The organism is Aquirufa rosea (assembly GCF_004118285.1).
Lineage (GTDB): Bacteria > Bacteroidota > Bacteroidia > Cytophagales > Spirosomataceae > Aquirufa > Aquirufa rosea.
This window is the reverse complement of record NZ_SDHY01000001.1, coordinates 157,744-184,495: the sequence shown is the minus strand read 5'-3', so window position 1 is coordinate 184,495 and position 26,752 is coordinate 157,744. Positions and strand designations below refer to the sequence as shown.

At 35.8% G+C, this 26,752-nt stretch carries 29 protein-coding genes; 19 read left to right on the top strand and 10 right to left on the bottom strand.

The genetic code is table 11. The features are described from left to right. The 5 genes from ESB04_RS00835 to sucC are packed head-to-tail and all read right to left on the bottom strand — an operon-like array spanning position 1 to position 4,082. Complete coding sequence (locus tag ESB04_RS00835; protein WP_129025285.1) at positions 1–951, bottom strand: transketolase family protein; 951 nt, start codon at positions 949–951, stop codon at positions 1–3. 9 nt (positions 952–960) lie between these two features. Then, positions 961–1,818, bottom strand: a complete 858-nt coding sequence (locus tag ESB04_RS00830) for a transketolase (RefSeq protein ID WP_129025283.1) — start codon at positions 1,816–1,818, stop codon at positions 961–963. Positions 1,819–1,825: 7 nt separating this feature from the next. After that, positions 1,826–2,272, bottom strand: a complete 447-nt coding sequence (gene bcp, locus ESB04_RS00825) for a thioredoxin-dependent thiol peroxidase (protein ID WP_129025281.1) — start codon at positions 2,270–2,272, stop codon at positions 1,826–1,828. Position 2,273: 1 nt separating this feature from the next. Beyond that, positions 2,274–2,885: a fumarylacetoacetate hydrolase family protein gene (locus ESB04_RS00820; RefSeq protein ID WP_129025279.1), complete on the bottom strand. Its 612-nt coding sequence runs from the start codon at positions 2,883–2,885 to the stop codon at positions 2,274–2,276. A gap of 6 nt (positions 2,886–2,891) precedes the next feature. Then, positions 2,892–4,082 carry an ADP-forming succinate--CoA ligase subunit beta gene (gene sucC, locus ESB04_RS00815; protein WP_129025277.1) on the bottom strand — a complete coding sequence of 397 codons (1,191 nt, stop codon included), beginning with the start codon at positions 4,080–4,082 and terminating at the stop codon, positions 2,892–2,894. Positions 4,083–4,177: 95 nt separating this feature from the next. Between sucC and ESB04_RS00810 the strand changes: the two genes are divergently transcribed. From ESB04_RS00810 to ESB04_RS00760, 11 genes are all read left to right on the top strand, one after another. After that, a complete protein-coding gene (locus ESB04_RS00810; RefSeq protein WP_129025275.1) occupies positions 4,178–4,855 on the top strand; it encodes an ABC transporter ATP-binding protein in 678 nt (225 codons plus the stop codon). Positions 4,856–4,881: 26 nt separating this feature from the next. After that, positions 4,882–6,303 carry a tRNA (N6-isopentenyl adenosine(37)-C2)-methylthiotransferase MiaB gene (miaB, locus tag ESB04_RS00805; RefSeq protein ID WP_129025273.1) on the top strand — a complete coding sequence of 474 codons (1,422 nt, stop codon included), beginning with the start codon at positions 4,882–4,884 and terminating at the stop codon, positions 6,301–6,303. A gap of 1 nt (position 6,304) precedes the next feature. Beyond that, positions 6,305–7,615 carry a sigma-54 interaction domain-containing protein gene (locus ESB04_RS00800; protein WP_129025271.1) on the top strand — a complete coding sequence of 437 codons (1,311 nt, stop codon included), beginning with the start codon at positions 6,305–6,307 and terminating at the stop codon, positions 7,613–7,615. After that, entirely contained in the window at positions 7,593–8,099 is a 507-nt protein-coding gene (lptE, locus tag ESB04_RS00795; RefSeq protein ID WP_129025269.1) for an LPS assembly lipoprotein LptE, read from the top strand. Before ESB04_RS00800 ends, lptE begins: the two co-directional genes overlap by 23 nt. A 1-nt stretch (position 8,100) precedes the next feature. After that, positions 8,101–8,646, top strand: coding sequence for a hypothetical protein (locus ESB04_RS00790; RefSeq protein ID WP_129025267.1), 546 nt, complete (start codon positions 8,101–8,103; stop codon positions 8,644–8,646). Positions 8,647–8,653: 7 nt separating this feature from the next. Beyond that, a complete protein-coding gene (gene secG / locus ESB04_RS00785; RefSeq protein WP_129025265.1) occupies positions 8,654–8,980 on the top strand; it encodes a preprotein translocase subunit SecG in 327 nt (108 codons plus the stop codon). Between the two features lie 134 nt (positions 8,981–9,114). Further along, positions 9,115–9,393 carry a co-chaperone GroES gene (locus ESB04_RS00780; protein WP_129025263.1) on the top strand — a complete coding sequence of 93 codons (279 nt, stop codon included), beginning with the start codon at positions 9,115–9,117 and terminating at the stop codon, positions 9,391–9,393. 44 nt (positions 9,394–9,437) lie between these two features. Beyond that, complete coding sequence (gene groL, locus ESB04_RS00775; protein WP_129025261.1) at positions 9,438–11,069, top strand: chaperonin GroEL; 1,632 nt, start codon at positions 9,438–9,440, stop codon at positions 11,067–11,069. A gap of 64 nt (positions 11,070–11,133) precedes the next feature. Then, entirely contained in the window at positions 11,134–11,658 is a 525-nt protein-coding gene (locus tag ESB04_RS00770) for a 5' nucleotidase, NT5C type (RefSeq protein ID WP_129025259.1), read from the top strand. A 12-nt stretch (positions 11,659–11,670) separates the two neighbouring features. Next, positions 11,671–12,807 (top strand): MFS transporter, encoded by a 1,137-nt coding sequence (locus ESB04_RS00765; protein WP_129025257.1) that lies wholly within the window; start codon positions 11,671–11,673, stop codon positions 12,805–12,807. 62 nt (positions 12,808–12,869) lie between these two features. Next, complete coding sequence (locus ESB04_RS00760; protein ID WP_129025256.1) at positions 12,870–14,177, top strand: sugar porter family MFS transporter; 1,308 nt, start codon at positions 12,870–12,872, stop codon at positions 14,175–14,177. Between the two features lie 21 nt (positions 14,178–14,198). Here the strand turns inward: ESB04_RS00760 and ESB04_RS00755 are convergent, their stop codons facing one another. Beyond that, a complete protein-coding gene (locus ESB04_RS00755; protein WP_235832152.1) occupies positions 14,199–14,654 on the bottom strand; it encodes a GNAT family N-acetyltransferase in 456 nt (151 codons plus the stop codon). Beyond that, the gene (locus ESB04_RS00750) at positions 14,632–15,675 is read right to left on the bottom strand and encodes an RluA family pseudouridine synthase (protein WP_129025254.1); all 1,044 of its coding nucleotides are present in this window, start codon (positions 15,673–15,675) and stop codon (positions 14,632–14,634) included. Before ESB04_RS00750 ends, ESB04_RS00755 begins: the two co-directional genes overlap by 23 nt. On the opposite strand from ESB04_RS00750, the gene ESB04_RS00745 reads away from it, so the two are divergent. After that, positions 15,668–16,537, top strand: a complete 870-nt coding sequence (locus ESB04_RS00745) for a 1-aminocyclopropane-1-carboxylate deaminase/D-cysteine desulfhydrase (RefSeq protein ID WP_129025252.1) — start codon at positions 15,668–15,670, stop codon at positions 16,535–16,537. The genes ESB04_RS00750 and ESB04_RS00745 overlap by 8 nt on opposite strands. On the opposite strand, the gene sufB is transcribed toward ESB04_RS00745, so the two are convergent. Next, complete coding sequence (sufB, locus tag ESB04_RS00740; RefSeq protein ID WP_129025250.1) at positions 16,538–17,986, bottom strand: Fe-S cluster assembly protein SufB; 1,449 nt, start codon at positions 17,984–17,986, stop codon at positions 16,538–16,540. Positions 17,987–18,066: 80 nt separating this feature from the next. After that, positions 18,067–18,531: an Lrp/AsnC ligand binding domain-containing protein gene (locus ESB04_RS00735; RefSeq protein WP_129025248.1), complete on the bottom strand. Its 465-nt coding sequence runs from the start codon at positions 18,529–18,531 to the stop codon at positions 18,067–18,069. A 406-nt stretch (positions 18,532–18,937) separates the two neighbouring features. Here ESB04_RS00735 and ESB04_RS00730 point away from each other — a divergent pair, with 406 nt between their 5' ends. From ESB04_RS00730 to pgi, 3 genes are read left to right on the top strand one after another with little or no spacing between them, the layout of a single operon-like run. After that, on the top strand, positions 18,938–19,573 hold the full coding sequence (locus ESB04_RS00730) for a peroxiredoxin (RefSeq protein WP_129025246.1): 636 nt from the start codon (positions 18,938–18,940) through the stop codon (positions 19,571–19,573). Positions 19,574–19,606: 33 nt separating this feature from the next. Next, positions 19,607–20,368: a glycoside hydrolase family 25 protein gene (locus ESB04_RS00725; RefSeq protein ID WP_164969558.1), complete on the top strand. Its 762-nt coding sequence runs from the start codon at positions 19,607–19,609 to the stop codon at positions 20,366–20,368. Between the two features lie 5 nt (positions 20,369–20,373). Next, a complete protein-coding gene (gene pgi, locus ESB04_RS00720) occupies positions 20,374–22,020 on the top strand; it encodes a glucose-6-phosphate isomerase (protein WP_129025242.1) in 1,647 nt (548 codons plus the stop codon). A gap of 47 nt (positions 22,021–22,067) precedes the next feature. On the opposite strand, the gene hisS is transcribed toward pgi, so the two are convergent. Further along, entirely contained in the window at positions 22,068–23,423 is a 1,356-nt protein-coding gene (gene hisS, locus ESB04_RS00715; RefSeq protein WP_129025240.1) for a histidine--tRNA ligase, read from the bottom strand. A 92-nt stretch (positions 23,424–23,515) separates the two neighbouring features. Here hisS and ESB04_RS12385 point away from each other — a divergent pair, with 92 nt between their 5' ends. The 4 genes from ESB04_RS12385 to ESB04_RS00700 all read left to right on the top strand — a co-directional run bounded on the left by ESB04_RS12385 (position 23,516) and on the right by ESB04_RS00700 (position 26,627). Then, positions 23,516–23,659: a hypothetical protein gene (locus ESB04_RS12385; protein ID WP_164969557.1), complete on the top strand. Its 144-nt coding sequence runs from the start codon at positions 23,516–23,518 to the stop codon at positions 23,657–23,659. Between the two features lie 87 nt (positions 23,660–23,746). Continuing rightward, a complete protein-coding gene (locus ESB04_RS00710; protein WP_129025238.1) occupies positions 23,747–24,502 on the top strand; it encodes a 3-keto-disaccharide hydrolase in 756 nt (251 codons plus the stop codon). Positions 24,503–24,562: 60 nt separating this feature from the next. Beyond that, positions 24,563–25,327: a class I SAM-dependent methyltransferase gene (locus ESB04_RS00705; protein WP_129025236.1), complete on the top strand. Its 765-nt coding sequence runs from the start codon at positions 24,563–24,565 to the stop codon at positions 25,325–25,327. A gap of 4 nt (positions 25,328–25,331) precedes the next feature. After that, positions 25,332–26,627 carry an aminopeptidase P family protein gene (locus tag ESB04_RS00700; RefSeq protein WP_129025234.1) on the top strand — a complete coding sequence of 432 codons (1,296 nt, stop codon included), beginning with the start codon at positions 25,332–25,334 and terminating at the stop codon, positions 26,625–26,627. Positions 26,628–26,752 lie beyond the last annotated feature (125 nt).

The window sequence follows — 26,752 nt, the reverse complement described above, 5'->3', positions numbered from 1 at the left end:
CTATTTTCTTGCTATTACTTTCATTGATTTCTCAACGATAGCAGCTGCGTTTAAACCATATTTTTCCATCAAATCGGCTGGTTTACCTGACTCTCCGAAAGAGTCATTTACTCCCACAAATTCTTGTGGAGTTGGACGGTTAAGTGCCAAAAATTGGGCCACTGAATCTCCTAAACCACCGTTAATTTGATGTTCTTCAGCTGTTACCACACAAGAAGTTTTAGAAATAGAGGTTAAGATTGCATCTGTATCTAATGGCTTAATCGTATGTATATTCAATACATCCGCTTTGATACCCTTTTCTTCAAGAATTTCCGCGGCTTGAATAGCTTCCCATACCAAATGGCCTGTTGCTAAAATAGTAACATCCGTACCTTCTATCAAATGTATGGCTTTGCCTATTTCAAATTTTTGATTTTCAGGAGTAAATACGGGTACTACCGGACGACCAAAACGTAAATATACTGGGCCATCATAATCCGCAATGGCAATGGTAGCAGCCTTAGTTTGGTTATAATCACAAGGATTTATTACCACCATACCCGGAAGCATCTTCATTAATCCAATGTCTTCTAAAATCTGGTGAGTCGCTCCGTCTTCACCTAGTGTTAAGCCAGCATGTGAACAACAAATCTTCACATTTTTACCAGAATATGCTACTGATTGACGTATTTGGTCATACACGCGACCTGTTCCAAAATTAGCAAAGGTTGTAGCGTAAGGAATATACCCTCCAACAGCTAAACCCGCGGAAATACCGATCATATTGGCCTCGGCAATACCAGTTTGAAAAAAACGGTCAGGGCTATTTTTGATAAAACCTTCCAATTTTAAAGAGCCAATTAAATCAGCACACAAAGCTACCACTTTAGGGTTATTTTGACTCAAATATTCCATTCCTGCTCCAAAGCCTGAACGAGTATCTTTTTTTGTTTCGTAAGTAAACTTCATTGTAATTTATTAATAGTCGCCTAAAGTTTCATTTAATTGTGCTAAAGCGTCAGCTAATTGCTGATCGTTTGGTGCTACTCCATGCCACTTATGACTTCCCATCATAAAGTCAACTCCAGCACCCATTTCAGTATGCATTAACACCATAATTGGAGAGCCTTGACTGAGCATTGACTTTGCCTTTGCTACTGTAGCTTGAACTTCCTCCATATCATTACCATTCATTCGAAGTACTTGCCAGCCAAATGCCTTGTATTTAGCTTCTAAGTCACGATTATTCATAACCTTAGCTGTGGGTCCATCAATTTGTTGACCATTCTCATCAATAAAGGCAATCAAATTATCCACTTGATGATGCGGTGCATACATGGCTGCCTCCCATACTTGACCTTCATTTTGTTCACCATCACCCATTAGACAAAATACTGTGGAAGTATCTTTGGATAATTTTTTGGCTTGAGCTGTACCAATCGCCACACTTAAGCCTTGCCCTAATGAACCTGAGGCAATTCGAATACCTTCCAAATGCTCATGAGGAGTAGGATGACCCTGAAGGCGAGAATTTAATTGTCTGAAAGTCTTTAATTCTTGAACGGGAAAATATCCTCTTCTTGCCAATACACTGTAAATAAGTGGAGAAATGTGGCCATTAGATAAATAAAATATATCTTCGTTGGCCCCGGACATATTAAAAACTACTTTACCTTGGGCATCAGTAGCTAATTTCATGGAATTGAAATACAATTCAACTAATAAATCGGTACAACCTAATGAACCACCTGGATGTCCAGATTGGCAAGCATGCACTTGACGTAGAATATCTCTACGTACTTGGCTAGCAATATTTTTTAATTCTTGTGTTTGCATAAAAATGTTAGTGGATTTGAGAACTATGATTTTTGGTATCCACTTTTGAGATAATATCAGTAATAATTCCGTTTTCGTCAATTAAAAAAGTAGTTCTGGCAGTACCCATATATGTTTTACCATACATAGACTTTTCTACCCAAACATGATATTTATTAACAAGCTCATGCTCCGTATCGGCCAATAGAGAAAAATTTAAGTTATACTTTTTCTTAAACTTAGTGTGAGCAGCATTGGAATCCACACTTACTCCAATGACCCTATATCCTTTTGAACTTAAATAATCTAGATTTTCATTTAAGTTACAAGCCTGTGCAGTACAGCCTGGAGTATCATCTTTGGGATAAAAATAAAGAACAACTTTGGTACCTTTTAAAGCGGATAAATCCACTAAAGTACCATCTGAATCTACCATACTAAATGTAGGGGCAGTATCACCAATTTGTAAAGCCATATTAAGAGATGTTTAAATCAAATAATTTATCAGAGTACAAATAACCGCTTAAGCAATCACCTATTTTCACGGGTCCCACACCAGCAGGAGTTCCGGTAAAAATATAATCACCCGTTTTAAGCGTAAAGTATTGAGAAATATCAGCAATTAATTCACGTATATTCCAAATCATTAGATTGCTTTCTCCTGATTGAACGGTCATTCCATTAATGTCCAAATGAAAAGGAATCGAAGTGTCGATCTCACCTTCGTGTAATGGCCTAATAGCTGAAACGAACGCTGAACCATTAAAAGCTTTTGCCTTCTCCCAGGGTAGGCCTTTTTCTTTCAATTTGGATTGTAGATCACGGGCAGTAAAATCTATACCTAAACCAATACCATCTACATACTTATGAGCAAATTTTGCTTCAATGTTTTTCCCTACTTTACCAATACGAAATACTAATTCTATTTCGTGGTGCACATCATGAGAAAAACTCGGATAGTAAAAATCCGAGTTTTGGTCTAACAATGCCGTGTCTGGCTTCAAAAATATAACCGGATCTTTCGGCCTCTCATTAGAAAGTTCCTGTATATGATCCACGTAATTTCTTCCTACACAGATAATTTTCATCTACAATTATTTCAATACTTCAGATACCAATTTAGCCGCATCTTTTAATAAAACTGCTGAGAAAACCTTCAAGCCAGAATTATTGATGATAGCAGCACCTTCCTCCGCATTAGTACCTTGTAAACGAACAATGATTGGTACATTAATTTCCCCAATATTTTTGTAGGCTTCTACTACTCCGTTAGCAACACGATCACAACGAACTATACCTCCAAAAATATTAATCAAAATCGCTTTAACGTTAGGATCTTGCAAAATGATTCGGAAGCCTGCTTCCACAGTTTTTGCATTCGCTCCACCTCCTACATCTAAGAAGTTAGCAGGTTCTCCACCTGACAATTTAATGATATCCATAGTCGCCATAGCTAATCCAGCGCCATTCACCATACAACCTACGTTACCATCTAACTTCACATAGTTCAAATCATTGGCAGAAGCTTCTACTTCTAAAGGATCCTCCTCCGTAATATCACGAAGTACAGCCAAATCTTTATGACGATACAAAGCGTTATCATCTAAATTTACTTTGGCATCTACAGCAAGAATTTTATCATCAGAAGTTTTCAACACAGGGTTAATCTCAAACATGGAAGAATCTGTCTCCACGTAAGCCTTATATAATGACTGGATAAATTTAACCATCTCCTTAAATGCCTGTCCACTTAGTCCTAACATAAAGGCAATCTTGCGCGCTTGAAAATCTTGTAATCCAACACGTGGATCTATCCATTCTTTAATAATTTTCTCTGGACTGTGCTCAGCTACTTCCTCAATGTCCATTCCTCCTTCAGTAGAAGCCATGATTACATTGCATGCACGCCCACGATCCAATAAAATTGATAAATAAAATTCTTTAGGCTCCGAATCACCAGGATAATATACGTCCTCGCTGATCAAAACTTTGTTAACTTTTTTACCTTCCGGACCCGTTTGGTGTGTAATCAATTGCATTCCCAAAATTTGAGAAACACGCTCTTTTACCTCATCCATGTTTTTGGCAAGTTTAACCCCACCTCCTTTACCACGACCACCAGCATGAATCTGTGCCTTAACTACAAACCAACCTGTACCAGTTTGTGCTTTTAATGCCTCAGCAGCTGTGGTTGCTTCTTCTGCCTTGTCAATTACAATACCCTCCTGAATCCTTACCCCGTAACTCTTTAAAATTTCTTTTGCTTGGTATTCGTGAATATTCATTTATCAAAATTTTTATTTCGTGAAATTACTATTTATTTGCCAAACTTTTTAAATCTTATTGTATCATTCGTATTTTCTAAAAAAAAGACAAAAAAATGTTAGAATTAAAAAATATTTCCAAATCCTATGGGACTCAATTAATTCTGGATAACATTTCATTTACCATCAATAACAATGAATTAATCTCAATTCTTGGCCCCTCCGGCTCTGGAAAAAGTACTTTATTGCAAATTATAGGTTTACTAACAAACTACAATTCCGGTGAAATCTACTTAGATGGTACTCCCTACTCCAGTTTAGATAATCAAGAACAAAACATTTTTAGAAATCAAAAAATGGGCTTTGTATTCCAATTTCACAATTTATTAGGGGAGTTTACTTGTGAAGAAAATATTAAGTTTCCTCTGTTCATACGTGGCGGTAACTTTAGTAAAGAAGATCAAGAGTTTTTTCATAAACTAGTGAACAAACTAGGTATTACTGATATTCTTAAAAAATATCCAAGCCAAGTTTCAGGAGGCGAACAACAGCGCATTGCTGTAGCAAGAGCGCTCATTAATCGACCAAGTATTTTATTGGCCGACGAACCCACGGGAAATCTAGATAAAAGCAACGCGGAGAATCTTTACAATCTGTTTTTAGAATTAAAGCGAGATTGGAATCAAAGAATCATCATGGTAACTCATAATGAAGCCTTAACATATGAATCTGATCAAGTAATTATTTTAAATTCTGGTAAGATACAATTGACAAAGTCTGACAAAATGTCATAAATTTGTATTATAATTTATTATACTTCATGCAAGATTTAAAAGTAATTACGCCTGAGGAGTTAAAGGGATTGGATGAGCCAAGAATTACTCCTAGTCAGAATCAATCAGAATTTTCAAAGAAAATCTATTTGGAAAGTTATGGCTGCCAAATGAATTTTGCTGATTCAGAGGTAGTAACTTCAATTTTAATGGAGCAAGGGTATTCTACTACATCGAATATTCAAGATGCCGATACCATATTATTAAATACATGTGCTATTCGTGAAAATGCGGAGCAGAAAATAAGAAATCGTTTACAAAGCTTCAAACCACTCAAGGCTAAAAACCCACATATTACCGTTGGAATTTTAGGTTGTATGGCAGAAAGGTTAAAAACGAAGTTATTAGAAGAAGAGAAGATTGTAGACTTAATTGCAGGTCCAGATGCCTATCGTGATTTACCACGACTTTTAGAGGAAATAGAAGATGGCAACAAAGCTGTCAATGTATTTTTATCAAGGGAGGAAACGTACGGCAACATTGAACCGGTTAGGTTGCATACTAATGGTGTCAATGCACTTGTGAGTATCATGAGAGGATGTAATAATATGTGCTCCTTCTGCGTAGTTCCATATACCCGAGGAAGAGAGCGATCTCGTGATTTAAATTCTATTTTAAAAGAATGTGATAATTTATACAAAGAGGGTTATCGCGAAGTTACTCTTTTAGGACAAAATGTAGATTCCTATTATTGGGTAAATCATGAGAACCAGCAGAGTGTCAATTTTGCTCAGTTATTAGAAAAGGTAGCTCAATCTAATCCAGACTTGAGAATTCGCTTTTCTACGTCTCATCCTAAAGATATTACGGATGAAGTATTACACACCATGGCAGCATATGATAACATTTGTAAGAATATTCATTTGCCTGCACAGAGTGGAAACAATCGTATATTGGAATTGATGAATCGTACTTATACCCGAGAATGGTATTTGGATCGAATCAAAGCCATACGTCATATATTAGGAGAATCTTGTGGGATTTCACATGATTTAATTGCTGGTTTTTGCTCTGAAACTGAAGAGGAACATCAAGATACGCTTTCATTGATGGAGGAAGTAAAATACGATTTTGGGTATATGTTTGCTTATTCGGAAAGACCAGGAACCCCAGCAGAAAAGAAATTGAAAGATGACGTACCAGATGAAGTAAAAAAGAGACGTTTGCAGGAAATTATTGATTTACAGCGAATTCACTCAGGATACAGAAATCAGTTTATGGTTGGAACCATACAGCGTGTATTAGTAGAAGGTGATTCAAAAAAATCATCGGAACACCATTACGGGAGAACGGACAATAATAAGGTTGTTGTCTTTCCTAAGTTAAACATGGAGCTAAAAGGAAAATTCGTTGATGTTAAAATTACTCATTGTACAACAGGTACATTGCTGGGTGAATTAATCAATTAATATGGAATCAAGTCATTTGAATGCTATCAAAGCTCGTTTTGGTATAATCGGTAATTCTCCTGCCCTATTGAGATCAATTTCTGTAGCAGAGCAGGTGGCACCCACCGACATGACAGTTCTAATTACAGGTGAAAGTGGATCTGGAAAAGAGTCTTTTTCCAAAATAATTCATTCTCTTTCTAAAAGAAAGCATGGACAGTTTATCGCTGTCAATTGTGGTGCCATTCCAGAGGGAACCATTGATTCCGAATTATTTGGTCATGAAAAGGGTTCATTTACCGGAGCTATTGAAGCCAGAAAAGGGTATTTTGAAGTAACGGATGGAGGTACCATATTTTTGGATGAAATTGGAGAAATGCCATTAGGTACTCAGGCTCGACTATTGCGTGTATTGGAAAATGGAGAATTTTACCGCGTTGGTTCCTCGAAAGTTCAAAAAACCAATACTCGTGTAGTAGCCGCTACCAACGTTAATCTACAAGATGCCATTGCCTCAGGTAAATTCAGAGAGGATTTATACTATCGTCTTTGTACGGTGCCTATTTATGTACCTCCATTGCGTGAAAGAGGAGATGATATTGAATTACTATTCCGCAAGTTCACCACGGATTTTTCTGAGTTGCATCGTGTTAAACCGATTATGTTGACACGAGAGGCTAAAGATTTACTTCAAAAACAACGTTTTCCAGGCAATATTCGACAATTAAAGAATTTGGCTGAGCAAATTTCAGTATTGGAGGTAGGAGATCGAATTGTAGATGATGTTAAGCTTCAATATTATTTGGAATTCAATGAGCCTAAAATCAATTCTTCTGTTATCAAAGGCGATTTTTTCACAAGTCCCGAAGGTATCAATGAGCGCGAGATATTATATAAAATTCTATTTGATTTAAAGCGAGATGTGACTGAATTGAAGAAAATATTATTAAAAGTAATCGAGTCAGGTAATTCAAATGCCTATGACATTATTTCTAATAACATGTCGATTTTTGAGGATATTAAGCCTGAATTCTCTGAATTGCACAAAAACTTACCGTTACCAGCTACCACCAGTACAGTTGAAGTGAGTTCGAATCCAATTGAAATACATCCTGTAACAAACAATCGTGTAGAGGAATCAATCAATTATGAGGATGTAAGTGCCGTTGTTCAAGATGTAACCTTGTCTCTTGAAAAACAAGAAAAAGAAATCATCATACGTGCATTGAAGAAAAATAAGAACAAACGTAAATATGCAGCCAAAGATTTAGGAATATCTGAAAGAACCCTATATCGTAAAATTAAACAGTATGATTTGGAAGATATTGCCTAGATTATGGGTGCTCATATTGGCTTCTACAATTTTAAGCGGTTGTTATAGCTTTAAAGGAGCAAGTCTTTCGCCAGAGCTAAAGACGATTCACATTAGTAATATCCGTATGGAAACTGCGGGTGGTCCTGCTAATTTAAGCCTCGATGTTAATGAAAGGTTAAAGGAATATTTTCAACGTAATACCTCACTAAAATTAACCACCCAAGCGCCTGATTTGTTATTAGAAGGTACCATTGTAGGATATGAATTAAGCCCACAAGCACCTACCTCAGATGATAAAGCTGGCTTGAATCGCTTGACGCTTCGAATTCAATTTAGATTAACAAATCGTCTGGACGAGAATAAAAACTTTGATCAGGAATTTTCCTTTTACCAGGATTTTCCACAAAATCAGACTTTAAATCAAGTGGAGAAGAATTTAATCCCTAAATTATTGGATCAAATTATCTTAGATTTATTCAACAAGATAGCTGGTGATTGGTAACATGAATAATAAGGCACAAGATTTATGGTTTCTCCTTAACAAGATAGATCGAAGTAATTCGAATATTCAGCATAGCTTTGATCATGACAAGGAGATATACCCTTACTTTTATTTGTTGTTTTGGAATGAAAAATTCAACGCAGAACAACAAAAGAAAATAGCCTTGATGTCTTCCTCCAGAAAACACTATTTTGAAAGTATTTTTGATATTGAAGAAATTAGTGTCCCCTATTCTTTATCTATTTCTGAATTTTTCAAACCGTTACCTGATGTAAAAGAACAGCTTCAGGTCATTGATGATTTTTTACAGAATTTGCCTACTATCGCTAGGCCAAAGAAAAATCAAAATGATGAACCAATTGAATTAATGGATTTATCTGAATTCAAAAGTGGTCCACCTGTATCTGAAACCTTTGCAAAAATTCTAGAATCTCAAGAAAAGTATGAGCGTGCCATTGAGATGTATGAAAAATTAAGTTTGATTAAACCTGAAAAAAGCGTTTACTTTGCAGCTCGAATTTCCGAATTGAAACATAAATTAATTTAAATACACAATGTTCACCGTATTAATATCACTTATCGTACTATTTTCTGCCCTATTAATCATTTTAATTTTGGTTCAAAATCCAAAAGGCGGAGGAATTAGTGGCGAGTTTTCATCTGGAGGCGCTACTCAAATGTTTGGAGTTCAAAAAACAGGTGATTTGGTAGAGCAATTAACTTGGGGTTTCTCCATTAGCATTTTGGTTTTAGTCCTTTTGACTAATTTTACCTTATCTTCAGTTAATAGCGACGCTACTCAATCTGTCAATGTAGAAAAAGCTGCTGGAAAAACTTTACCAGCTTCCCCTGCTCCTAGCCCAGTTGCACCAGCAAAATAGTCAGACTGACATTATTTGTCGAAAAACTGACAATTTTACCGCATATTTTTTTTGGCATACATCATGCTAATAAATGTAAAGTCCTTAGATGATAAGGACTTTTTACATGTTAATAACTTAAAATCTATATTATTATGTCAAAATTAAGTATCAAGCCCTTAGCAGATCGGGTTGTTGTTGAGCCTGCTCAAGCTGAAGAAAAAACTGCTTTTGGTATCATTATTCCAGATACTGCCAAAGAAAAACCACAAAAAGGAACTATCGTAGCCATTGGTAATGGTAAAAAAGATGAGCCTATTACCGTTAAAGTGGGTGATGCAGTGTTGTATGGTAAATATTCAGGCACTGAAATTACCATCGATGGCAAAGATTATTTGATCATGCGTGAATCTGACATTTTTGCAGTTTTATAGTTTTCATACTTACAATATTCAACCAGTAAATTTTATTTAACAAAATGGCAAAAGAACTATATTTTGACACCGAGGCGAGAGAAAAAATGAAAAGAGGGGTAGATACCCTTGCAAACGCCGTAAAAGTAACATTAGGACCTAAGGGACGTAATGTAATCATTGATAAAAAATTTGGTTCACCATCGATTACTAAAGACGGTGTTTCTGTAGCAAAAGAAATTGAATTAGAGGATGCTGTAGAGAACATGGGCGCTCAATTAGTAAAAGAAGTAGCTTCTAAAACGGCTGATCAAGCAGGTGACGGAACTACAACTGCTACGGTATTAGCTCAATCTATCTACACTATCGGTTCTAAAAACGTAGCCGCTGGAGCTAATCCAATGGATTTAAAGCGTGGAATCGAGAAAGCTGTCGAAGCTATCGTTGATAACTTAAAATCACAATCTCGTCCTATCACTACTTCAAATGAAATTGCTCAAGTAGCTACCATTTCTGCTAATAACGATGTAGAAATTGGTCAAATGATTTCTTCTGCTATGGAGAAAGTGGGTCGTGAAGGTGTTATTACAGTTGAGGAAGCTCGTGGTACAGAGACTGAAGTAAAGACTGTAGAAGGTATGCAATTCGATCGCGGATACCTTTCTGCTTACTTTGTAACTAATACAGACAAAATGGAGGTTGAATTAGAAAAACCATTCATTTTAATTTCTGAAAAGAAAGTTTCCTCTATGAAGGAATTACTTCCAGTTTTAGAGGCAGTAGCTCAAACTGGTCGTCCTTTATTGATCATCTCTGAAGATGTAGACGGTGAAGCTTTAGCTACTTTAGTAGTAAACAAAATCCGTGGTGCTCTGAAAGTGGCGGCTGTAAAAGCTCCAGGTTTCGGTGACCGTAGAAAAGCCATGTTAGAAGATATCGCTATCTTAACTGGTGGTACAGTTATCGCAGAAGAAAGAGGTTTCAAATTAGAAAATGCCACTTTAGAATACCTGGGACAAGCTGAAAAAGTTATCATCGACAAAGACAACACTACAGTTGTAAATGGAAGTGGCGCTAAGAGTGATATCGACAATCGTGTAAATCAAATCAAATCGCAAATTGAGAATACAACTTCTGATTACGATCGTGAGAAATTACAAGAGCGTTTAGCTAAGTTGTCTGGTGGTGTAGCTATTCTTTACATTGGTGCAGCTACAGAGGTAGAAATGAAGGAGAAGAAAGACCGTGTTGATGATGCTTTGCATGCTACACGTGCTGCAGTAGAAGAAGGTATCGTTGCAGGTGGTGGTGTCGCTTTAATTCGTGCTATCGCTGCTTTAGATAATTTGACAGGAGAAAATGAGGACCAAAATACAGGTATCAACATCATCCGTCAAGCTGTGGAATCTCCTTTACGTACTATCGTTTCTAACGCTGGCGGTGAGGGTTCGGTAGTAATCAACGCGGTTAAAGCTGGCAAAGATGACTTCGGTTACAATGCTCGTGAAGATAAATACGAAAATATGATTGCTGCGGGTATCATTGACCCAACTAAAGTAACTCGTTTAGCTTTAGAAAATGCAGCATCTATAGCAGGTTTACTATTAACTACAGAATGCGTTATCTCCGACAAACCGGCTGCAGAACCAGCTCATGCACACGGGCCTGGTGGCGGCGGAATGGGCGGCATGATGTAATTAAATTAGATTTTCTAGTGAAAACTCCCCATCTTTGGGGAGTTTTTTTTTATACTTACTCTCAATGAAAAGAATTGCTATTGACATGGATGATGTATTAGCTGAAACATCCATCAAAATAATTGACCAGATAAATTCCCGATTAAACAAATCATATAGCCATGACGAATTATTGAAAGATAATTCATTAAAAATGGCCTTTTATCAAGATTATCAATCCAATAATCAATTTTTATGGGAACCAGGATTTTTCTTGGACATTGCCGTTAAAGATGATGCGGTGGAAGTAGTAAAGCAACTTCAAAAGAAGTACGAAGTTTTCATTGTATCAGCTGCTACTGAATTCCCAGAGTCAATGAAAGAAAAACTAGTTTGGTTGGAACAACATTTCCCATTCATAGGCTGGCAGCATACCGTATTTTGTGGGCATAAACATATGATTCAAGCCGATTATCTTATTGACGATCACGAGAAAAACTTGATTACTTTTTCAGGTAAACCCATTCTATATTCAGCACTTCATAATCTTCACATTCAAGATTATGAACGTGTAAATAATTGGAAAGAAGTTGCCCATATGTTCATATAGATATTGATTGCTATGCTACCTGCTAGACTTGCTATCAGCGTCTTATTTTTATTGTGTGGTTTGAACTTTGCTACATGGGCTACTAGAATACCAGATTTTAAGGATTTTTTAGTTTTATCAGATGCGGAATTAGGTAGCATTTTAATGGGATTGCCGATAGGTTCTATGGTTTCTTTACCCATTGCTGGATGGCTAATAGCTAAATATAATTCAAAAATTATTTGTTTGCTGGCCATCATTCTATATGTTTTTATCATACCAGCATTAACCTATATTTCAAGCTCCGTATTTCTCTTTATTGGACTTTTTGGCTTTGGTATGGCAGGTGATATTTTAAATATTGCCATGAATACGCAAGTAGTCAGCTTAGAAAAACTAACTGAGAAGAAACTCATGTCCTCTTTTCATGCTTTATTTTCCATTGGATTGATGTTGGGTGCATTATCAGGAGGTTATTTAGTAAAGGCAGACATAAGCTTGAAACAACATTTCTATTTAATTGCCTTTGTAAATTTCATTTCCATATTTACAATTTATAGACATCTATTAAAAGATGTCACGTCAGCAGAGGAGGAAGATGAGGCTACTAAACCCAAGTTTAAGCTGAATAATTACTTATTAATCCTTTCCTTGATTGCATTTTGTGGAATGCTATGTGAAGGTGCAATGGCAGATTGGATTAGTCTATATTTCAAATCATTACCTAGTCTAGAGGGGCTTCCGTTTACAATAGGCTTTTCTGCCTTTGCTTTCTCAATGGTGATAGGTCGTTTAGTTGGAGATGAAGCAGCTAAACGAATTTCTATTCGAAATATATTACTTATCAATGGAATACTAATTGCCATTGGTATGAGTATAACTATCTATTCCGCTCAAGTATATATATCTACATTAGGTTGTTTTATTACAGGTTTAGGCATTTCAACCATCGTTCCTATGATCTATTCTCAAGCAGGAAATAGCAAAGAAACTTCTCCTGCGATGGCCATAGCTGCAGTTTCTACCATAGCTTATATCGGTTTTATGTTGGGGCCAGTGGTAATTGGGTTTATCTCTGAATATTTCGGATTATCCAACGCCTTGGTTTTACTTATTATACTTGGTGCATTGGCAAGTTTAATAAGTAAGTTCGCTCTAAGTAAGGAATAATTCCATTTTAGAATTTTTCAAATAAATACTTACCTTTATTTAATAGAAATTAAAATAAAGAAATGAATAAACATGTCATATTTTGGTCTATTACCGTAGGTTTGGGTGGAATGCTTTTCGGCTTAGACGTTGCTGTAATCTCTGGGGCGGAACTAGCCATTCAGAAACTTTGGAATTTAGATAGTTGGACCCATGGATTAGCTGTTGCTACTGCCTTATACGGTACCGTAGTGGGTGCTGCATTAGGAGGAATTCCGGCTGATAAATACGGCAGAAAAAAGACACTTTTATGGATTGGAATTAGTTTTTTCATATCATCAATAGGTGCAGCTCTCGCTACTGATGTGAATTTATTTATGTTATTTAGGTTTCTAGGGGGCTTAGGTATTGGTGCCTCTTCTGTAGTAGCCCCCATTTATATATCAGAGATAGCCCCTCCTGAACATCGAGGAAAATTGGTTATTTCTTTTCAATTAAATGTAGTCCTAGGTATATTATTGGCCTATATTTCCAATTATTTACTTCAAGGTGGTGATGATGATTGGAGATATATGCTAGGAATGGTAGCTATTCCCAGTCTAGTATTTTCCATATTGATTTTATTCACCCCAGAAACACCCCAATTTTTAGTATTAAAAAGAAAAGATGAAGAAGGCGCACTCAAGGTTCTCACATTGGCAGATCCCTATCCTAAAGGTACCTTGGATCGCATCATCAAAAATGCTAATAAGCAGACAACAAAGGAAAAATTATTCTCTAATAAATATTTCAAACCCTTGCTCCTCTCCTTTCTATTCGCCTTTTTTAATCAAATGTCAGGTATCAACGCCATCATCTATTATGCTCCAAGGATTTATGAATTAACCGGATTAGGGAAAGAAGGCGCCCTTTTATCCACGGCAGGTATCGGAGTGGCCAATTTAATCTTTACTTTGCTGGGGTGGTTTTTTATAGATAAAATTGGTAGAAGGATTTTGATGTATATTGGTTCCTTTGGATATATTATTTCGCTGGGACTAATAGCCTTATCATTTTACCAAGAATCCTATTCACTCGTTCCGGTCTATATCTTCTTATTTATAGCTTCACATGCTTTAGGCCAGGGCTCTGTGATATGGGTATTTATTTCAGAAATATTTCCAAATTCTGTAAGAGCTTCTGGAATGGCATGGGGTTCATTAACTCATTGGCTATTAGCCGCCTTGGTTGCTAACTTCTTTCCAATACTTACAGAAAATTTTGGAGGAACCTTTATCTTTAGTTTGTTTGGTTTGATGATGGTCGGCCAATTAATGTATGTCATATTCCTTATGCCAGAGACCAAAGGAGCTTCTTTAGAAGATATTGAAAAACAAATTATTATACATTAATGAAGATAAGTACATCTGGGTTTATAAATCCAGATGTACATTTAACCAACCAGCATCCATTTTAACTCCATACCGATTATAGAATTGAATGGCTGGTTCGTTCCAATCCAAAACTTGCCACATCATTCCGGTACATTTCGTTCTTTTGGCTTCCTCAATAGCCTCATCTAACAGCATTTTCCCTAATCCTTTCGATCTAAATTCTTCCTTGATATAAAGGTCCTCCAAATAGAACCGCTTTCCTTTCCAGGTAGAAAAACGGAAATACCACAAGGAAAACCCCGCTAACTCTCCATTCAAATAAATCAAATTAGATTCAAAAATGGGTTTATCTCCAAAACCTCCTAAAATAAAATCATCTTTGGTGGAACTGACCTCATCAGGGGCTTTTTCGAAAATTGCCAACTCTTTAACCAAGTCCATGATAGCTGGGACATCCCCTATTTGTGCTTTCTTAATTTCTATTTGGTCCATCATTAAATACTGCTCTTAATTTATCTATTACCTCCTTCATATCTTCAGGAAATTCTTGTTCATAATACATTAGTTCCTTGCTTTTAGGATGTTCAAAACCCAGAGAATAGGCATGTAGAGCCTGTCTAGAACATACCTTCATCAAATTATTCACAAAGGTTTTAAAATTGGCCATACTACACATATACCTAATTTTATCTCCTCCATAGGCTGCATCTGAAAATAAGGGGTGACCCATTGAACTAGCGTGAGCTCTAATTTGATGTGTTCTACCTGTTTCTAAATTAAATTTAATCAAAGAACAAAAAACAAAGGATTCCACAACTTCATAATGTGTGATGGCCAATTTCCCATGATCTGCATCTTCTGGAAATATCATCATGACCTTTCGATCTTTAGGACTACGATCAATTTTACCTCGTAAGGTTGCTTTTTCCAATTTTGGCACACCCCAACACAAGGCATAATACGTCCTCTCGATACTATGATCAAAAAATTGTTTTGCTAATTGGATGAGTGAATATTCAGATTTAGCCACCACCAATATTCCAGATGTGTCTTTGTCGATACGATGAACAAGCCCAGGTCTAATTTCTTCTTTACCGGGTAATTGTTGGCAATGATAAAGGAGTCCATTGACCAAAGTACCATTCCAATTACCATGAGCTGGATGCACCACCATACCCGCTGGTTTGTTTATGATGATTAATTCATCATCTTCAAAGACAATATCTAAGGGAATATTTTCAGGCAATACATCTTTAACTCTTGGCGGATGCGAAAATGCAACAACAATTTCATCAAAGGGTTTAACCTTATAATTCGATTTAATGATTGCACCATTAACTTTAACTGCTCCTAATTCAATTCCCGCTTGAATTTTAGATCGAGTGGCATTAGAAATTTTTAAGAGCAAATATTTATCAATTCTAAGTAATTGTTGACCTTTGTCGACAGTAAAATTGAAATGTTCATACAAATCGTCTTCACTGTCAATTGGATCTATTTCTTCATTTATGGACATCGCTACTTTTGAAAATTCTTTTTTAAATCTTCCCTCTCCTCTAGAAGAAATATATGGTCCGCTTTGGCAAGATCAACAAATCCGTTTATTTTTAAAGAGAGATGATTTAATACATCAAACTGTATCAGGAAATAAATGGCGCAAATTAAAAGAATATATTCAGATCGCCCAAGATAATCCCAAAAAGGGCATTATTAGTTTTGGTGGGGCTTACTCCAATCATTTATATGCTTTGGCTTATGTATGTCATCAATTAAAAATACCATCCATTGGAATAGTACGTGGAGATGAATTAAATGAATCAAGTAATCCGTATTTGAAACAGATACATCAATGGGGCATGAAACTACATTTCTTGGACAGAAAGGCTTATCAAAAAAAAGAGGTTCATAGTATCGATAATATGAATGATTATTGGGTAATTCCTGAAGGAGGCTATTCTAATTTTGGCATTTCGGGAATAAGAGAGATAGTACTTGAAATTGAGAATAAAATATCTTCTGATTACATCATTAGTGCGGTTGGTACAGGTACAACCGTTATAGGACTTGCTAAGTATTCATCATCTAACATAGTTGGAATCCTTTGTTTAAACAACAAAATTGAAATACAAAATCACTTACAGGATTTGTCATTAGACTTACCTAATTTAATTCTTAAAGAAGATTATGTACAAGGAAAGTATGCGAAATCAAACCCCGCATTAGACGCATTTTGTGAAAATTTCAAAGCACAACATCAGATTGCCATTGAGCCTACATATACTGGAAAAATGATGTTGGGAGTTTATGATTTACTCAAAAAAAAGTACTTCCCAACAGGAAGTACTCTAATTTGTATTCATACGGGGGGAGTAAAATAATTAACCTACCGAACCTTCTAATGAAATAGCTAAAAGTTTCTGAGCTTCTACGGCAAATTCCATCGGTAATTGATTTAATACTTCCTTGGCATAGCCGTTGACAATCAAAGCAATGGCTGACTCAGTTGATAACCCCCTTTGATTACAATAAAATATTTGATCTTCTCCAATCTTAGATGTCGTTGCTTCGTGTTCAACTGAGGCCGTATTATTTTTCACTTCCAAATATGGAAAAGTGTGAGCACCACAACGATCTCCTAATAATAAGGAGTCACATTGGGAATAATTTTTAGCGTAATCTGCGCGCTTGGCAACCTGGACCAAACCACGGTAAGAATTTTGGGATACACCAGCAGAAATACCTTTTGAAACAATTCGTGATTTTGAATGCTTGCCTAGGTGAATCATTTTTGTACCAGTGTCTGCTTGCTGATGATTGTTAGTTACAGCTACGGAGTAAAATTCACCTATAGAATAGTCACCTTTCAAAATTACAGAAGGGTATTTCCAAGTTACCGCTGACCCTGTTTCTACTTGAGTCCAGGATAATTTTGAATGCGCTCCATCACAAATCCCACGCTTAGTTACAAAATTATAAATACCCCCTTTTCCTTCTTTGTCACCAGGATACCAGTTCTGAACGGTTGAATATTTAACTTCAGCTCCAGCATGAACATAAATCTCGACTACTGCAGCATGTAATTGATTTTCATCACGCATGGGCGCGGTACAGCCTTCCAAATAACTTACATAAGAATCTTCATCTGCCACGATTAGTGTACGTTCAAATTGACCAGTACCAGCAGCATTGATTCTGAAATAGGTCGACAATTCCATTGGACAGCGCACTCCTTTGGGAATGTAACAAAAAGAGCCATCAGAAAACACAGCTGAATTTAAGGCAGCAAAATAATTATCTTTTACTGGGACAACACTACCTAAGTATTTTTTAACCAATTCTGGATGTTCTTTTACAGCTTCAGAAATGGAACAAAATATGATACCCTTTTCCGCTAATGTTTCTTTAAATGTGGTGGCGACAGAAACTGAATCTATTACTGCATCGACTGCCACATTAGATAAACGTTTTTGCTCATCTAATGAAATACCCAATTTTTCAAAAGTCCTGCGTAATTCTGGATCAATTTCATCCAATGAATTCAATTGCTTCTTAGGTTTAGGAGCCGAGTAATATTTTAATGCTTGATAATCGGTGGGGGTATAATTAACATTAGCCCAGGTAGGCTCTTGTAAAGTTTTCCAATATCTAAATGCAGCTAATCGCCATTCATACATCCACTCTGGTTCATTTTTTTTGTCGGAAATAAACCGAATGGTAGACTCATCTAATCCAATGGGAGCCTCTTCTGTATCAAAATGGGATTCAAATCCATATTTATAATCGGAGCTAGTAACCTCCTGTAAAATATCATCAACCTTTTCTGCCATATAATTATGTATTTATCATCACAAAATTACGAAGCAAAATTTAGTTATGTAAGCATTTAATTAGAACTATTCTAAATAATTCAAAATAAAGGTGTATTTCTAATCAAACTTTCTTCTAAGGAGATAAAAGTTTCAGTTCTTTGAATACCAGCAACACGTTGAATTTTATCGTGTAATACCTCCCTAAGGTGTTGAGTATCCCGACATATAATTTTAGCAAATATGGAGTAAATACCTGTTGTGTAGTGAATATTGACAACTTCTGGGATCATCTCTAACTGTTTGGCGACATCTTCATATAAAGAACTTTTGTCCAAATAAATTCCCAAGAAGGCAGTAATATCCCATCCTATTTTAGAGTAATCAATTAAAAGCTGTGCGCCCTTAACCACCCCTAATGCTTCCATTTTTTTCATGCGAACATGTACTGTACCACCAGAAACATCCAATCGTTGACCAATTTCTGTGTAAGGAAGGTTGGAATCTCGAACTAATATTTCTAAAATTTTATAGTCCAAAGGGTCGAGATCTATTTTTTTATCCATAATATTTTCAATAAATCGTTAATATTTTTAAAAATTAATCAAAAAAATCAGATTTTTATTAAACTATTTTGAAAATCTAAAATTGTTTTATAATTTTGGTATATAATAATTACAAAGGTAAGTATTATTTCACTGTAGGGTGATGAAATTGGCAGACGTGCCCTCCTGTCTCGGGGGTGGTGAGTTCGGGATAAACGTAGCGTAATGGGTTGACCACTAAATCAGTTCTGCGATATGGCTAACCGCACCATGGAGGTTCGAATCCTTCTCCTACAGCATTTTAATTATTTGGTTTTTAGTTTGTTGATGAAGTGTAATGTTAAAAGCAATTCTATTTTAGAATTGCTTTTTTATTTAATAAATAGTCTATAAATTTGGTAGATAACACATATAAACATCTACTATTATGTCTTTAAGATTAGGAGATATCGCGCCAGATTTTAGCGCAGAAACAACACAAGGACCTATTAATTTTCATGAGTGGATTGGAAATTCATGGGTATTATTTTTTAGTCACCCAGCTGACTTTACGCCTGTCTGTACTACGGAATTAGGGAAAACTGCACTTTTAAATGGTGAGTTTTCTAAACGTGGTGTTAAAGCTATTGCTATATCGGTCGACAGTTTAGATTCACACAATAAATGGGTTCCAGATATTGAAGAGGTAAACCATGTTCAGATGAACTTCCCAATCATTGCCGATCCTGAAAAGAAAGTTGCTTTATTGTATGATATGATTCATCCAAATGCTTCTGAAAAAGCTACGGTACGTTCTGTATTTATTATTGGACCAGACAAAAAGATTAAACTTACTTTAACATATCCAGCATCTACTGGTAGAAATTTTACCGAAATTTTACGTGTGATTGATTCTTTGCAGTTAACTGCCAATTATCAAGTTGCCACCCCTGCTGATTGGGTACACGGAGAGGATGTAATTATTACTCCAGCTGTATCTAATGAAGAAGCTGCGACAAAATTTCCAAAGGGTTTTACGGCAATTAAGCCATATTTGAGAAAAACACCTCAACCGAATTTATAAGATTTAGTAAATTTGTTTATCAAATCATTTTCCTTGAAAAAAAGAATCCAGCTTATCCTTAGTTCCTTAGTTGTACTCATATTTTGCTGGATTCTTTTTTCTATTATTAATTCACTCTCGAAAGACGAAGGACATCAGTTTTCATATAGTGATGCCATTCAAATAGATGTTCCACAGAAACATTCCATTCATGGAATAGATGTTTCTCACCATAATGGCAATGTTCCTTGGCATCGAATAAGTCAATTGGATCTATTCGACACGGTTAGTGTCAAATTTGTTTTCATTAAAGCTACTGAAGGGAGAAGTCTTCAAGATCCAAATTTTCATACAAATTGGCATCATGCCAAACAGAAGGGTTTAACAAGAGGAGCATATCATTTTTATATTCCTACGAGAGATCCAATTGAACAAGCAAGAAATTTTTGTCAGCTAGTCAAATTAGAAGAGGGAGACCTCCCTCCTGTTTGTGATATAGAGGTTACCAATCAAGTCAACCATCATCAGTTAAAAAGAAATGTTAAGAAATTTTTAGATTATCTATCTAAGCATTATCAAACCAATCCCATCCTTTACACCAACCTAAGAATGTATTCCGATTTATTTAATAATGAGGAATTTAACGATTTCCATTTATGGCTAGCCAGTTACGATGAAGAAAATATTGTTGAACCAGATAATCTACGTTTTTGGCAGTATAGTAAACATGGCAAACTGAAAGGGAATTCCAAATCTTGGGATTATAATGTATTTTTGGGTGATCATACTGAATTTGCTACCATGCTAATCAAATAAAACACATGCTTCCTACTATCAATTTTACCCAAACCACTGCCTTTCAAAAGTTATTAGAAGACAAAAAGCGCCTGGAATCTCTTCCATTAAAATCTTTGTTTCACTCCGATAAAAACAGACAATCTACCTATAGTCTCTACTTTCAGGATATATTAATTGATTACTCTAAAAATTTAATTGATGCTGATACTTTTCAGCATCTTATTGAATTAGCCAAGGAATGTCAATTAGAATCTGCTATTAAAGCTCAACTTTCTGGTGAATTAATCAATCAAACAGAAGGAAGGGCCGTTTTACATACGGCACTCAGGAAGCCTAAGGGAGAACCTCAATTGTTGGATGGAGTAAATATCAATGCTGAGATACATCAAGTGAGGGAACATATGAAAGAATTTACTGAGCAAGTAATTTCTGGAACATGGAAAGGATATACTCAAGAGGCCATTACCGATATTGTAAACATTGGGATTGGAGGATCAGATCTGGGACCCGTGATGGTAACTGAAGCTTTAAAACCTTATAAAACTAGATTGAATGTTCATTTTGTAAGTAATGTAGATGGCACTCACATAGCAGAGACCCTAAAAAAACTTAATCCTGCGACTACCCTATTTTTAATTGCCTCTAAAACATTTACCACACAAGAAACCATGGCCAATGCTTTTACTGCTAGAGCCTGGTTTTTGGATGCTGCTCAAGATGAAAGTGCCATTTCCAAGCATTTTGTTGCATTGTCCACCAATAAATCTCAGGTGGAAAAGTTTGGAATAGATTCCAGCAATATGTTTGCTTTTTGGGATTGGGTCGGTGGACGGTATTCCTTGTGGTCTGCCATTGGACTATCCATATCATTATCCATTGGCTATGATAATTTTGAAGCATTACTAGAAGGCGCACATGATATGGATAATCATTTAGCCTATACACCATTGGAAAAAAATGCACCTGTGATTTTAGCTCTATTAGGTATTTGGTACATTAATTTTTGGAATGCTCCTACTCATGCCATTCTACCCTATGACCAATATATGCATAGATTCGCAGCCTATTTTCAACAAGGAGATATGGAATCTAACGGCAAATCAGTCGATAGAGCTGGTAATCATGTCAATTATGCCACTGGTCCGGTAATATGGGGAGAACCAGGTACAAATGGTCAACATGCATTTTATCAATTGATTCATCAAGGAACTCAAATGATACCGGCAGATTTTATTGCACCTGCACAAACGCATAATCCTATCGGAAATCATCACACCTTGTTAATGTCAAATTTTTTCGCTCAAACAGAGGCATTGATGAATGGTAAGTCCTTGGATACTGTTATTGCGGAATTACAAAAAGCAGGTTTAAATGACGAGGCTATCCAAAAATTAGCTCCATTTAAGGTTTTTGAGGGAAATAAACCTACTAATTCCATTTTGGCTAAGCAAATTAATCCTAAAACCTTGGGAGCATTAATTGCCATGTATGAACACAAAATATTTGTTCAGGGAGTTATTTGGAATATATTCAGTTATGACCAATGGGGTGTAGAATTAGGAAAGCAATTAGCCAATTCCATCTTACCTGAACTAGAAAATGATCAGACGGTTACAAGTCATGACAGTTCTACTAACGGCCTCATCAATCAATTCAAAGCGTGGAGATGATGTTCAAATCACATAAAAAAAGGCTAGTATTTCTACTAGCCTTTTTTTTATAAACTCTGAATTAATTCATTTAAAGTCAGGAGTTTCTGTTCTCCACTTCGCATATTTTTTAAATTAATTTTATTTTCAGCCAACTCTTGTTCCCCTAAAACTGCGACAAATGGAATTTTCTTTTTATCTGCAAATTCAAAAGGCTTCTTAATCTTAGCTATTTCAGGATATATTTCAGAAGCAATACCTAATCTACGCAATTCATTGACATATTGAAATGCTTGGATTTGTCCCTCTTGGTCAAAATACGCAAATAAAACTTTGGAACCGGAGACAGGAATATCTGGAAACAAGCTTAAAGCTTCCATGACGTCGATGATTCTTTCAATACCGAATGAAAGACCAACCCCAGACATATTGGGTAAACCAAAATCACTGGTTAAATTGTCATAACGACCGCCACCTGCAATAGACCCAAATGGGATATCTTTCGCTTTTCCTTCGAAAATTAAACCAGTATAATAACTTAAACCTCTAGCTAAACGATAATCAAATATGATATTGGAATTATCATAGCCATTTTTACTGATAAAATCCAATACTTGCTCTATCTCTCTCAATCCAGCTTCCCCTTGTTCATTACCGTTAAAAAATTGCCTTAATTTATCAATCTTGGCCAAGTTATTGCCTTCAAAAACGATTAAATCAGCTAAAATCACACAATGATCCTTGCTAAACCCACGTTCGACTAACTCATTGGAAACAGCATCCCAACCAATTTTATCTAGTTTGTCTATGGCAACAGCAAAGTCAACAAATAGGTCACTCATACCTAATACATCCACAACACCAGCTAAAACCTTTCTTGAGTTGATAACCAAATGAGCCTTTAAACGAAGAGAGTTAAAAACAGATTGAAAAAGGGTAATTAATTCAGCTTCATTCAATAAGGAATTGGAACCAACTATATCCGCGTCACATTGATAAAATTCTCTGTAACGCCCTTTTTGTGGTCTATCCGCCCTCCAAACAGGCTGCATTTGAAATCTACGAAAAGGGAATGCCAAATCATTCCGATTCATAGACACAAAACGAGCAAAAGGTACAGTCAAATCGTATCTTAATCCCTTTTCACTGACTTTGTAGGTAAATTTCTTACTACCTTCTTTAAAATCTTGTTCGTTTAATTTAGACAGGTAATCTCCTGAATTAAGAATCTTAAATAATAATTGATCTCCTTCATCACCGTATTTACCAGTCAAAGTAGATAAATTCTCTATGGCAGGAGTTTCAATGGCTTGGAATCCAAACTGTTCAAAATGATTTTTTATTACATTAAAAACGTAGGTTCGTTTGGCCATTTCTTTGGGCCCAAAATCTCTCGTTCCTCTAGCGTTACTTGGCTTTTGCATAATATTTTAAAAATGCAAATTTAATTAAACGAGACTTATTATTTGATTAATAAATGATATTTAGTATTTTTGCACACCAAATTTATCAAGACATGGCCGTAACTAGACTAAAACGCAAAGACAGAAGAAATCACGCAGTAGCGAATAATAAAGTAAATGCTATCAAAATTTTAAAGCAGAGACCTATTATCAAATTGGTAGATGTGGAGCAAATCAAAGCAAGTTTCGCTAAATAAGCATTATTTCAGTTAAGGAAAACCGGTTAATACCGGTTTTTTTTTATCTAAAAATTACTGTAATTTGATTTTCTAAAACCTTTACATATGAAAAAAATTACTTTCATCTACACTGCTGTTTTAGCAGCTGGTAGTTTTTGCTTACAAGCACAAGATCATCGTTTTATTGAGGAAAATCCTAACAAACCTGACAAAACGGAATACTGGGATCCAGAGGTTCGCGTTGTTAGTCCAGGTAAAATCCCTTCTGATGCCATTGTGTTATTCGATGGAAAAAACTTAGATAATTGGGAAACAGTAAAGGATGGAAGTCCTGCCAAATGGAAAGTAGAAGATGGCGCCATGACAGTGGTAAAAGGAGCTGGGCATATCTCTACCAAACAAAAGTTCACCAATTATCAATTACATGTGGAGTGGCGCTCACCTATTGAGCCTGAAACTTTAAAAAGTCAAGGAAAAGGTAATAGTGGTATTTTCATGCAAGGAATGTATGAAGTACAAGTGCTTAACTCATACCAAAACAGAACTTATCGTAATGGTCAAGCGGGTAGTATTTACAAACAATCTGCCCCACTAGTTAATGCGAGTTCACCCATGGGAGAATGGAATACTTATGACATTATATACACTGCTCCTAAATTTACAGTAAACGGAGGAATTGATACTCCTGCCTACATTACTGTCATTCATAATGGTATTGTGGTTCAAAATCATACCAAAATTCAAGGAACTACAGAATATATTGGTCAACCTAAAAACCCAGTACACGGGGCAGGTCCAATCAGTTTACAAGATCATGGTAATCCAGTAAGTTTTAGAAACATCTGGATTCGTGAAATGTAATTAGCAAATTATTTGATTTGGGAAGGTATTTCATGTAAACACCTTCCCTTTTTTTGTCTTATGAAATATTTAATAAGCTGGATTTTAAGAAATATACCTAGAAAATACATTCAATTGGTAGCTCATAAGCTGCTGAAAGTTTACAGTATTTTTTTACAAGGTAATAAAGTGCATTGCCCAATTTGCCAACAAAATTTCTCCAAATTTCTTCCTTATGGAAGACTTCAACCCAGAGAAAATGCCCTTTGCCCTTCTTGTTTAAGTTTAGAAAGGCATCGACTGATGTATCTATTTTTACAAAAGGAAACACCATTTTTTAAAAGTAATCTAAGATTATTACACATTGCTCCAGAATATTGTTTTATCGATAGGTTTGAAAAATTATTAGGCGATAATTATATCACGGCTGATATTGAATCTCCATTAGCTAAGGTGAAAATGGACTTGCATGATATTCCATTTGAAGACAATAGCTTCGATGCCGTTTTCTGTAACCACGTATTAGAGCATGTTCGTGATGATGTTCGTTGTATGCAGGAAATTCGTCGTGTTTTGAAGCCAGATGGATTTGCCCTTTGTCAAAGTCCACAGAGACTTGATTTAGAAACCACATATGAGGATGAAAGTATTACTGATCCTAAAGAACGAGAAAAGCATTTTTTACAAGATGACCATGTAAGAATTTATGGAAGAGATTACGGGAAACAATTGGAAAAATCTGGTTTTCAAGTAATACCTGTAAATATGATAGAAAAAATCGGACTTGAAAATAGTCAAAAAATGAGTTTACCTCTAGAAGAAATCATTTACCTATGTCGTAAATAAAATCATGAGATATAAAACACTTCCTTCACAATTATACGTTAAAAATCGTCAAAAATTAGTTGATCAATTAGCCCCCAAATCTATTGTATTAATTAGTTCAAACGACATCATGCCAACCAACGCGGATGGCAGTATGGGTTTCAAGCAGAATACTGATTTATTCTATTTAACGGGATTAGACCAAGAGGAAAGTTTTTTGTTGTTATACCCTGATGCACCAGAAGAACATTTAAAAGAAATTGCATTTGTTAAAGAAACCTCGGAATTAATAGCCATTTGGGAGGGACATAAATTTACTAAAGAAGAAGCTCATCAAATTTCTGGAATTAAAAACATTCAGTGGACAAGTCAGATGGATTCCATCATGCAAACGCTGGTATATACTGCTGAAAATATCTACTTATTGGATAATGAACATATCCGAAACAGTTCTCAGGTAGAAACACAAAATGCCCGTTTAACTAAACAGATCCAAAGTAAATACCCCACCCACAATTTCAAACGCTTGGCTCCTATCATGAATACGATTCGTATGAAGAAGGAGAATGAAGAAATTGGTGCCTTGCAACAGGCCATTGATATTACGGAATCGGCCTTTCGACGTATTTTGTCATATACCCAACCAGGTGTATATGAATATGAAATAGAGGCTGAATTTATTCATGAATTTATACGATCAAGAAGCAGTGGCTTTGCTTACACGCCTATTATAGCCTCAGGAGCAAATGCTTGCGTATTGCATTATATTGAAAACAATGAAGTATGTAAGGATGGCGATTTATTATTGTTAGACGTGGGTGCTTCCTATGCTAATTATAATGCGGATATGACACGAACTATTCCTGTAAATGGCAAGTTTACGACTCGTCAGAAAGAGGTGTATTTAGCTGTTTATGATGTGCTGAATTTTGCAAGTCAAATTATGCAACCTTCCGTTTATTGGACAGATTATCAAAAAGAGGTTGAAAGGTATATGGAAGGGAAATTGATTGATTTAAAGTTATTTTCTAGACATGATGTAGAGAAGCAAGATAAAAATGCGCCTTTATTCAAAAAATATTTTATGCATGGAGTAGCTCATCACCTAGGATTAGACGTGCATGATGTATGGGATAAATATAAGCCATTTGAGCCAGGAATGGTATTGACCTGTGAACCAGGTATTTATATCCGTGAAGAAGGGATAGGTATTCGATTGGAGAACAACTTACTTATTACTCCCAATGGCACAGAGAATTTAATGAAAAATATCCCTATAGAATGGGAGGAAATTGAAAGCATCATGCAAGTCGCTCATTAATTCAACCCTTTCAAATAAAAACTACCTATTAATCACAGAATAATTGAGTTCTCGTATAGCTTGCCAGCAATGCCTTGACTATATTTGTAGCTTGAAAAGGTGAGTTCCTTGGCAAGTATGATATA

Excerpts from the sequence above, each read along its gene's own strand:
- ESB04_RS00835 (WP_129025285.1), bottom strand. The coding sequence starts at position 951 with ATGAAGTTTACTTACGAAACAAAAAAAGATACTCGTTCAGGCTTTGGA.
- ESB04_RS00830 (WP_129025283.1), bottom strand. The coding sequence starts at position 1,818 with ATGCAAACACAAGAATTAAAAAATATTGCTAGCCAAGTACGTAGAGAT.
- bcp (WP_129025281.1), bottom strand. The coding sequence starts at position 2,272 with ATGGCTTTACAAATTGGTGATACTGCCCCTACATTTAGTATGGTAGAT.
- ESB04_RS00820 (WP_129025279.1), bottom strand. The coding sequence starts at position 2,885 with ATGAAAATTATCTGTGTAGGAAGAAATTACGTGGATCATATACAGGAA.
- sucC (WP_129025277.1), bottom strand. The coding sequence starts at position 4,082 with ATGAATATTCACGAATACCAAGCAAAAGAAATTTTAAAGAGTTACGGG.
- ESB04_RS00810 (WP_129025275.1), top strand. The coding sequence starts at position 4,178 with ATGTTAGAATTAAAAAATATTTCCAAATCCTATGGGACTCAATTAATT.
- miaB (WP_129025273.1), top strand. The coding sequence starts at position 4,882 with ATGCAAGATTTAAAAGTAATTACGCCTGAGGAGTTAAAGGGATTGGAT.
- ESB04_RS00800 (WP_129025271.1), top strand. The coding sequence starts at position 6,305 with ATGGAATCAAGTCATTTGAATGCTATCAAAGCTCGTTTTGGTATAATC.
- lptE (WP_129025269.1), top strand. The coding sequence starts at position 7,593 with ATGATTTGGAAGATATTGCCTAGATTATGGGTGCTCATATTGGCTTCT.
- ESB04_RS00790 (WP_129025267.1), top strand. The coding sequence starts at position 8,101 with ATGAATAATAAGGCACAAGATTTATGGTTTCTCCTTAACAAGATAGAT.
- secG (WP_129025265.1), top strand. The coding sequence starts at position 8,654 with ATGTTCACCGTATTAATATCACTTATCGTACTATTTTCTGCCCTATTA.
- ESB04_RS00780 (WP_129025263.1), top strand. The coding sequence starts at position 9,115 with ATGTCAAAATTAAGTATCAAGCCCTTAGCAGATCGGGTTGTTGTTGAG.
- groL (WP_129025261.1), top strand. The coding sequence starts at position 9,438 with ATGGCAAAAGAACTATATTTTGACACCGAGGCGAGAGAAAAAATGAAA.
- ESB04_RS00770 (WP_129025259.1), top strand. The coding sequence starts at position 11,134 with ATGAAAAGAATTGCTATTGACATGGATGATGTATTAGCTGAAACATCC.
- ESB04_RS00765 (WP_129025257.1), top strand. The coding sequence starts at position 11,671 with ATGCTACCTGCTAGACTTGCTATCAGCGTCTTATTTTTATTGTGTGGT.
- ESB04_RS00760 (WP_129025256.1), top strand. The coding sequence starts at position 12,870 with ATGAATAAACATGTCATATTTTGGTCTATTACCGTAGGTTTGGGTGGA.
- ESB04_RS00755 (WP_235832152.1), bottom strand. The coding sequence starts at position 14,654 with ATGATGGACCAAATAGAAATTAAGAAAGCACAAATAGGGGATGTCCCA.
- ESB04_RS00745 (WP_129025252.1), top strand. The coding sequence starts at position 15,668 with ATGGACATCGCTACTTTTGAAAATTCTTTTTTAAATCTTCCCTCTCCT.
- ESB04_RS00750 (WP_129025254.1), bottom strand. The coding sequence starts at position 15,675 with ATGTCCATAAATGAAGAAATAGATCCAATTGACAGTGAAGACGATTTG.
- sufB (WP_129025250.1), bottom strand. The coding sequence starts at position 17,986 with ATGGCAGAAAAGGTTGATGATATTTTACAGGAGGTTACTAGCTCCGAT.
- ESB04_RS00735 (WP_129025248.1), bottom strand. The coding sequence starts at position 18,531 with ATGGATAAAAAAATAGATCTCGACCCTTTGGACTATAAAATTTTAGAA.
- ESB04_RS00730 (WP_129025246.1), top strand. The coding sequence starts at position 18,938 with ATGTCTTTAAGATTAGGAGATATCGCGCCAGATTTTAGCGCAGAAACA.
- pgi (WP_129025242.1), top strand. The coding sequence starts at position 20,374 with ATGCTTCCTACTATCAATTTTACCCAAACCACTGCCTTTCAAAAGTTA.
- hisS (WP_129025240.1), bottom strand. The coding sequence starts at position 23,423 with ATGCAAAAGCCAAGTAACGCTAGAGGAACGAGAGATTTTGGGCCCAAA.
- ESB04_RS12385 (WP_164969557.1), top strand. The coding sequence starts at position 23,516 with ATGGCCGTAACTAGACTAAAACGCAAAGACAGAAGAAATCACGCAGTA.
- ESB04_RS00710 (WP_129025238.1), top strand. The coding sequence starts at position 23,747 with ATGAAAAAAATTACTTTCATCTACACTGCTGTTTTAGCAGCTGGTAGT.
- ESB04_RS00705 (WP_129025236.1), top strand. The coding sequence starts at position 24,563 with ATGAAATATTTAATAAGCTGGATTTTAAGAAATATACCTAGAAAATAC.
- ESB04_RS00700 (WP_129025234.1), top strand. The coding sequence starts at position 25,332 with ATGAGATATAAAACACTTCCTTCACAATTATACGTTAAAAATCGTCAA.